The organism is Bacillus sp. AFS029637, from assembly GCF_002584985.1.
Taxonomy (GTDB): Bacteria; Bacillota; Bacilli; order Bacillales; family Bacillaceae_G; genus Bacillus_A.
Genome location: NZ_NUPZ01000027.1, coordinates 40,505 through 48,329, shown reverse-complemented (window position 1 = coordinate 48,329; position 7,825 = coordinate 40,505). Strand labels below are relative to the sequence as shown.

The following is a 7,825-nucleotide window of genomic DNA, read 5'->3' as shown; positions in this document are numbered from 1 at the left end:
GTTCAGTTTTCAAAGAACTTCTCCGTCGCTCAGAAGCGACTTTATTAATATAACATTTCGTTATATTTTCGTCAACAACTTTTTTCAATAAGTTGTTTTTCGTTTGTTTTGTTTGTTACCTTTCGTGGCAACGAATATAAATATACCAGTTTGATTATTAAAATGCAATAGTTTTTCTAATAAAATTTTTAACTTAGTAAAAAAGTATAAAAACAGTACATTTCTTCTATATAAATATAACTTTCTACACTATCAAGACCTACTATCTCAATTAACTCACACTCAAATAAAAAAAGCTTTGGAGAAATCTCCAAAGCTTAGTCTTGTTTATGGCGCATAGCCGGGAATAATAATACATCACGAATAGATGGTGCATTCGTTAATAGCATAACAAGACGATCAATACCAATTCCTAGTCCACCTGTAGGAGGCATACCATACTCAAGAGCTTCGATATAATCGTCATCCATCATATGAGCTTCATCATTACCTTGCTCGCGTTCTTTTAATTGAGCTTCAAAACGTTCTTTTTGATCAATCGGATCATTTAACTCAGTGAATGCATTTGCATGCTCACGTGCAACGATGAATAATTCGAAACGATCTGTGAATCGTGGATCTTCATCATTCTTTTTCGCAAGTGGCGAAATTTCTACCGGATGACCGTAAATAAATGTTGGTTGAATTAATTTATCTTCTACTTTTTGTTCGAAGAACTCATTAATAATATGACCAACTTCCATTGTATCTTTAATTTCTACATTATGTTCTTTTGCAAGTTCACGCGCTTCTTCTACACTCATTGGATTCCAGAAATCAGCTCCAGAGTATTGCTTGATCGCATCTACCATATGAAGACGTGTCCATTCTGGTTCTAGATTAATTTCATAATCACCGTATTGGATTGTTGTTGTGCCCAATACTTTTTTCGCGATATGAGCAACCATATCTTCTGTTAACTTCATAATATCTTTATAATCAGCATACGCTTCATATAATTCAATCATCGTAAACTCAGGGTTATGACGAGTTGATACACCCTCATTACGGAATACACGTCCGATTTCATAAACTTTTTCTAATCCACCCACAATAAGGCGTTTTAAATGAAGTTCAATCGCGATACGCATATATAATTCCATATCTAACGCATTATGGTGTGTAGTGAAAGGACGGGCAGATGCTCCACCTGCAATCGCGTGCATCATAGGTGTTTCTACTTCAAGATAACCATTGTCATCTAAATATCTTCTCATTTCACGAATGATCTTACTACGAGTAACGAACGTTTCACGACTTTCCATACTTGTAATTAAGTCTAAATAACGTTGACGATAGCGTTGTTCAACATCTTTTAATCCATGGTATTTATCCGGTAATGGACGAAGAGATTTTGTTAATAGTGTAAAACCTGTTGCTTTTACTGAAAGTTCTCCAACATTTGTTTTGAACACTTTACCTTCAATACCTACTAAATCACCTAAATCTGCTGTTTTAAATAATTCGTACTCTTCATCTCCAACAGCATCTTTACGAACATAAATTTGAACTTGTCCATGTAAATCTTGAATGTGTGCAAATCCAGCTTTCCCTTTACCGCGTTTTGTCATAATACGACCAGCGATAGAAACAGAGATTTCTTTCTCTTCTAGTTCTTCCTTAGAGAACTCTCCATATAAGCTTAATAAATCATTTGTTGCATTTGTGCGTTCAAATCGTTTACCGAACGGATCGATTCCTTGTTCACGTAAGTTATGTAACTTTTCACGACGAACAAGCAATTGATCGTTTAATTCTTCGTGGTTCATGTTATCCATGATATTGATATCACTCCAGCTCTATTTAATTTTATAATATATACAGTATAGCATTTTCTACCCAACTAGAAAAACTGCCAGCTACTAACTGGCAGTTCTTCTTTCTTTCACGTAATTATAGGAAGTGAATAGAAGAATGTCAATCTTCTCTATCTAGTATTAACCAACGTGAATTGTTTGTTGTTTTGCTTCAACTTCTTCTACAAATGCACCTAATACATTCGCAAGGTCTTCACGTGTATTACAAGCATTGATACCATTACGCACACTCGCATTACCACGAACACCTTTTAAATACCAAGCTGCATGCTTTCTCATCTCTCTTACAGCGACATTTTCATTCTTTAAGCCGATAAGACGATCTAGATGCAACATACATACATCAATTTTTTCGCGCACTGTAGGTTCTGGCATTAATTCACCGGTCTCCAAATACTTTACCGTACGATAAATCATCCACGGATCCCCAAGAGCAGCGCGACCAATCATAACGCCATCTACGCCAATTTCATCAAGCATACGCTTTGCATCTTGCGGTGTTTCGACATCACCATTTCCGATAACTGGAATATTTACAGCTTGCTTTACTTGTTTAATAATATCCCAGTCTGCTTTACCTTCATACATCTGCACTCGTGTACGTCCATGAACCGCTACTGCTTGTCCACCAGCACGCTCAACAGCTCTAGCATTTTCTATTGCGAAAATATGATCTTCATCCCAACCAATACGCATTTTAACTGTTACAGGTTTTTCAACAGCATCTACAACTGCTGCTACCATTTCATATATTTTATTTGGATCTAAAAGCCACTTCGCTCCCGCATCACATTTAGTGATTTTCGGCACTGGGCAACCCATATTAATATCAATAATGTCTGCTGTTGTATATTTATCTACGTATTTCGCAGCATCTACAAGAGTTTCTTTCTCACCACCAAAGATTTGTAAACTTAACGGCTTTTCTCTCTCATCGATATATAACATATCCAATGTTCTTTTATTATTAAGTAATATCGCCTTATCACTTACCATTTCAGCACAAACTAAACCTGCGCCAAATTCTTTTACTGTCAAACGGAATGCAGAGTTACACACTCCCGCCATCGGTGCTAATACAACCGGATTTTTCATCTCAATATTTGCAATCTTTAACAACCGACTTACTCCTTCCTTTACAGTTACTTCGGCATTAATTCATCTATTGAAACCTTTAATGCCTTCGCAACTTCTACTACAAAGTCTTGAGAAGGCGATCGATTTCCCCTCTCGACCTCTCCTAAAACAGATACAGATACCCCTAATTCTTTAGCAAAACCTTCTTGCGTATAACCTTTTAGCTTTCGAAAAGCACGAATGCGTCTTCCCCATTTTTCTGCTTCCATACCGTTACTCCCTCTCGCCTTTTCATTTCTTCTACTTGTGAACGTGAAATGTCTTGTTTAATATCTGGATTAATCTCTAACAACGGAACGATAACAAAAGCTCTTTCAAACATCCGAGGATGTGGAACAATAAGATTCTCTGCTTCAATATTTTCTTGATTATAGAGCAAAATGTCAAGGTCGATGGTTCTCGGCCCCCACCTTATTTCCCTTTTTCTTCCTAAATCATTTTCTACTTTTTGTGTTACTTTCAATAATTCTTGCGGTGATAAATTGGTAGAAATTTTTATAACTAAATTTAAAAAACAACTTTGATCAGTATAGCCAACCGGCTCAGTTTCATATATAGATGACATATCATCAACTTGGATATATGGGATTTTGTTTAGAAATCGAATCGCTTCGGTTAAATACGTATAACGCTCTCCAATATTTGACCCCAATGCAATGTACGCTATATTATTCATGATCGTTCTCTCGTAATTTCTACTGCCACAGCACGATAATGCCCCGGTATCGGTGGATCTGGTTTAATTACCTTAATTGTACACCGTGCAATACCCTCATATTGTTTCAATATATCTGCAGCAATATTTTCAGCGATACTCTCTACAAGCTTATATGTTCTATCCTCAACAACTTTTCTACATAGTTCAAAAAGCTCTCCATAATTGACCGAATGCTCTAAGTCGTCGCTTTCTCCCGCGCGTTTTAAATCCAATTCCACTGTTAAGTCGACTTTGAATCTCTGACCTAATTTATTTTCCTCTGGGAATACACCATGATAACCGTAAAACTCCATATCATGGATATAAATTTTATCCAATTACTTTGCCCCCTTACCAATCATCGCATCCATCATCTTAGCCATGCGCGCCATTTCTTTCACATCATGAACGCGAACAAACTCACAACCCTTTTCAATACCAAGACAAACAGTAGCTCCCGTTCCTTCAAGACGTTCCTCTACTGGTAAATCTAGTACATGCCCAATAAAGGATTTCCTTGAAGTGCCTAAGAGAACTGGATACCCTAGCACATTTAACTGCTCTAAATTACGCATCGCTTCTAAGTTTTGTTCAGGTGTTTTCGCAAAGCCGATGCCCGGGTCTAAAATAATATTTTTATCTCTCACACCAGCATCTTTCGCAATTTTAATGCTGTCATACAAATCAGCAATCATATCCGCCATTAGATTACGATAATTCATATTATCGCGGTTATGCATCAAAATGATAGGCACATCATAATGAGCTGCAACTTCAGCAATTTTCGGTTCCGCCTTCGCTCCCCAAATATCATTAATAATATGAGCACCAGCCTCTATTGCTTGCTTTGCAACTTCAGCTTTATATGTATCAATAGATATAGGCAATTTTACTTCTTTTGAAACTGCCTGAATCATCGGAACAACTCGCTTGATTTCTTCTTCTACTGATACTTTAGCAAAACCTGGGCGAGTAGATTCACCACCAATATCGATAATATGAGCACCTTCATCTCGCATTTCTTTTGCATGGCGCACTGCGGCCTCTACCTCATTGTAACTCCCACCATCCGAAAATGAATCTGGCGTTACATTTAAAATCCCCATAATTAATGTCTTTTCATTTAAATTCAATGTATATTCACCGCAGCGCAAATCATAATCCCACTTCAAACTACACATCTCCTCTTCGCAATTCATTTCTGCTCCACAATTTCTCTCTCTGCATTTCATAAAGATTCGTCAATCTTTTTGTAACCACTCCCACTTTACCCGGGAAATCTCGCCCTTCTATATGATAAAGTGGAACAACTTCTTGAATGGAGTTTGTTACGAAGACTTCATCTGCTGAAAGTAATTCACCTTTCGTAAAGAAACCTTCTTTCACCTCTACACTAAGTTCCTCTGCAACCTTTATAATAAACGCACGAGTGATACCATTTAAAATTCCTGTTTTTAGTGAAGGTGTATACAAAACATTATCTTTCACAAAAAAGAGATTCGAAACAATACCCTCTGCGACATAACCTGCTTCAGTAAGGAAAATACCTTCCTTATTCACAACATTTCCAATTTCGCGCTTCCCTAAAATGTTATTTAAATAGTGATGAGATTTCAAGCGCAACGTCCCTTCCGGCGTATTGCGCACTTGTTTTAAAATAACCCCTTCTTTTTCCACTATATCCCCTGGGGCTGCTAAAGGTTTTATAAAAACAATAACAGACGGTTCTTCATACATTTCGGTTTGCAATCCTATTTCATCTATACCCGCCGAAACATTAAAGCGTACATATGCATGCTCCAATTCATTCTTAGCGAGCAAATTTTTCAAAATAAACATTACATCCTCTTTTGTCATTGTCCATTTAATTTGCAATGTATCCAACGCATCTATTAAACGGTCATAATGGTCATCCAACAAAAAGGGATGACCATTATAAATACGAAACGTCTCAAAAACTCCAAGCCCATATAAATAACCATGGTCATAAGGAGAAATTTTCGCTTCACTCGTTTTTACGTACTCACCATTTACGTAAATTAACATGATGCCACACTTGGACTATATTTACGAATGAAATTCTGCAGTAACTCTTTTCCATGGGAAGTCATAATAGATTCTGGGTGGAACTGTACACCTTCAATCGGCAATGTCGTATGACGAAGCGCCATAATTTCCCCTTCCTCTGTCCAAGATGTTACCTCTAAACAATCCGGTAACGTCTCTTTCTTAACAATAAGGGAATGGTAACGCGTTGCAGTAAATGGATTAGGAATATCCGAAAAAATCGTCTTTCCGTCATGATGCATAGGCGACGTTTTCCCATGCATTAACCGCTCCGCACGAACAACCTCTCCACCAAACACCTGTGCAATAGATTGATGCCCAAGACAAACTCCAAAAATCGGAATCTTTCCAGCAAAGTATTGAATGGCTTCCATACTAATCCCTGCTTCATTCGGACTACACGGACCTGGCGAAATCATTAAAAAGTCTGGCTTCATATCCTCAATATCTGAAATAGTCACTTCATCATTACGCTTAACAACAAGATCTTGTCCAAGTTCTCCAAGAAACTGCACTAAATTAAATGTAAAAGAATCATAATTATCAATCATTAATATCATTTCTCTCACCTAACCGTTTCTTCGCTACGTTCTTTTGCACGCCATAAAGCAATCGCCTTTTTTAACGACTCTTTATATTCATTTTCTGGATTCGAATCAATTACAATTCCCGCTCCTGCTTGTACATGCGCTTTTCCATCTTTAGCAAGAAGTGTCCTAATTACAATATTCAATTCTGTATCTCCAGAATAACCAATCCAACCGATTGAACCTGTATAAATCCCTCGGCGAACAGGTTCTAATTCTTCAATAATTTCCATCGTACGTATTTTCGGGGCACCAGTAATTGTCCCCCCCGGGAATACAGCCTTCACTAAATCAAAAGCATCTTTATCTTCTTCCACCTCACCACGCACATTAGAAACAATATGCATAACATGTGAGTATTTCTCAATTACCATAAATTCATCTACTTCTACAGTGCCATATTTACAAACACGTCCTAAATCATTTCGTTCTAAATCCACAAGCATGACGTGCTCTGCTCTTTCTTTTTCGTTCTCAATTAATTCTCTCGCTAATTCTTCATCCTCTTGCTCGTTCGCCCCTCTAGATCTCGTTCCAGCAATTGGTCTTGTGCTTACTTCGGTTCCTTGTTTCTTAATTAGCAACTCTGGCGATCCACTAACAATTTGAAAATCTCCAAGCTCCAAGTAACCCATATATGGAGATGGATTAATTTCACGAAGACTCGTATAAATTTCTAGCGGGTGTGTTTGTAACGTTCTTTCTTGTCTTGTCGACAAGTTTACTTGGAACACATCACCAGCACCAATATATTCTTGAATACATTCAACCGCCTTCATAAAGCTTTCTTCAGTAAATGCAACTGCTTCACTTTTCTTTTCAGGGCACACAAACGGTATAGTCACTTCCGGCGCTTCTGTCGCCCAAAGAACCTTCCATTCATTTAATCGCTCTTTTGCCTCTTCATGCTTATCTACATAATGCGTAATAATCCATAATACTTTTTCTTCTTGATCATATACAAACACATCATCAAATAACAAAAAGAATATATCAGGTATATTAATGTCATCCTCCGCAAGAGAAGAAAGTTTTTCGATGTAACGGATACAATCATAACTAAAGTAACCAATCGCTCCACCTTGGAAAGGCGGGTACTCCGGATTATAGTCTGTTTTCCATTTCTCCATATATTCTTGCATTAAATCTAATGGATTCCCTCGCTTTATTGTTTCCTTACCACTTTCGCTTATATGTAACGTTTCATCCTTCCCTCGGATTACCGCTACCGGATTCAGCCCCACAATGTTATAACGGCCGCCACGTCCACTTTCTAACAAAATATGCTGCGGCTTATCCTGAGAAAGAAATTTATATTGTTTAAAAAAGTCTAACTGATATGGAATAGAAAGCGCTAAAGATTTTCTTCGTTGCATATCAACACCCCGTCTTCTTTTATCCCACCCTCTTAGATTAATCATTCCAAACTACATATGTTATGTATATGGAGAATAACTATACTCGAGGGCTAGTGAAAATAA

General features: G+C 37.4%; 9 protein-coding genes. All 9 read right to left on the bottom strand.

The window, feature by feature from the left end:
• Positions 1–317: 317 nt before the first annotated feature.
• Positions 318–1,817, bottom strand: a complete 1,500-nt coding sequence (gene lysS / locus COE49_RS15540; protein WP_088233048.1) for a lysine--tRNA ligase — start codon at positions 1,815–1,817, stop codon at positions 318–320.
• Positions 1,818–1,976: 159 nt separating this feature from the next.
• Positions 1,977–2,975, bottom strand: coding sequence for a tRNA dihydrouridine synthase DusB (gene dusB / locus COE49_RS15535; protein ID WP_088233047.1), 999 nt, complete (start codon positions 2,973–2,975; stop codon positions 1,977–1,979).
• A gap of 23 nt (positions 2,976–2,998) precedes the next feature.
• The gene (locus COE49_RS15530) at positions 2,999–3,202 is read right to left on the bottom strand and encodes a helix-turn-helix domain-containing protein (RefSeq protein ID WP_000387027.1); all 204 of its coding nucleotides are present in this window, start codon (positions 3,200–3,202) and stop codon (positions 2,999–3,001) included.
• On the bottom strand, positions 3,154–3,669 hold the full coding sequence (gene folK / locus COE49_RS15525; RefSeq protein WP_088233046.1) for a 2-amino-4-hydroxy-6-hydroxymethyldihydropteridine diphosphokinase: 516 nt from the start codon (positions 3,667–3,669) through the stop codon (positions 3,154–3,156). Before folK ends, COE49_RS15530 begins: the two co-directional genes overlap by 49 nt.
• Positions 3,666–4,028 carry a dihydroneopterin aldolase gene (folB, locus tag COE49_RS15520; protein WP_088233045.1) on the bottom strand — a complete coding sequence of 121 codons (363 nt, stop codon included), beginning with the start codon at positions 4,026–4,028 and terminating at the stop codon, positions 3,666–3,668. Before folB ends, folK begins: the two co-directional genes overlap by 4 nt.
• Positions 4,029–4,889, bottom strand: coding sequence for a dihydropteroate synthase (gene folP, locus COE49_RS15515; protein WP_140417519.1), 861 nt, complete (start codon positions 4,887–4,889; stop codon positions 4,029–4,031). It abuts the gene before it with no gap.
• Entirely contained in the window at positions 4,864–5,736 is an 873-nt protein-coding gene (gene pabC / locus COE49_RS15510; RefSeq protein ID WP_088233043.1) for an aminodeoxychorismate lyase, read from the bottom strand. Before pabC ends, folP begins: the two co-directional genes overlap by 26 nt.
• Positions 5,730–6,317 (bottom strand): aminodeoxychorismate/anthranilate synthase component II, encoded by a 588-nt coding sequence (gene pabA / locus COE49_RS15505; RefSeq protein WP_088233042.1) that lies wholly within the window; start codon positions 6,315–6,317, stop codon positions 5,730–5,732. The genes pabC and pabA overlap by 7 nt, the downstream gene beginning before the upstream one ends.
• A gap of 5 nt (positions 6,318–6,322) precedes the next feature.
• A complete protein-coding gene (pabB, locus tag COE49_RS15500) occupies positions 6,323–7,720 on the bottom strand; it encodes an aminodeoxychorismate synthase component I (RefSeq protein ID WP_098356786.1) in 1,398 nt (465 codons plus the stop codon).
• Positions 7,721–7,825: the final 105 nt, after the last annotated feature.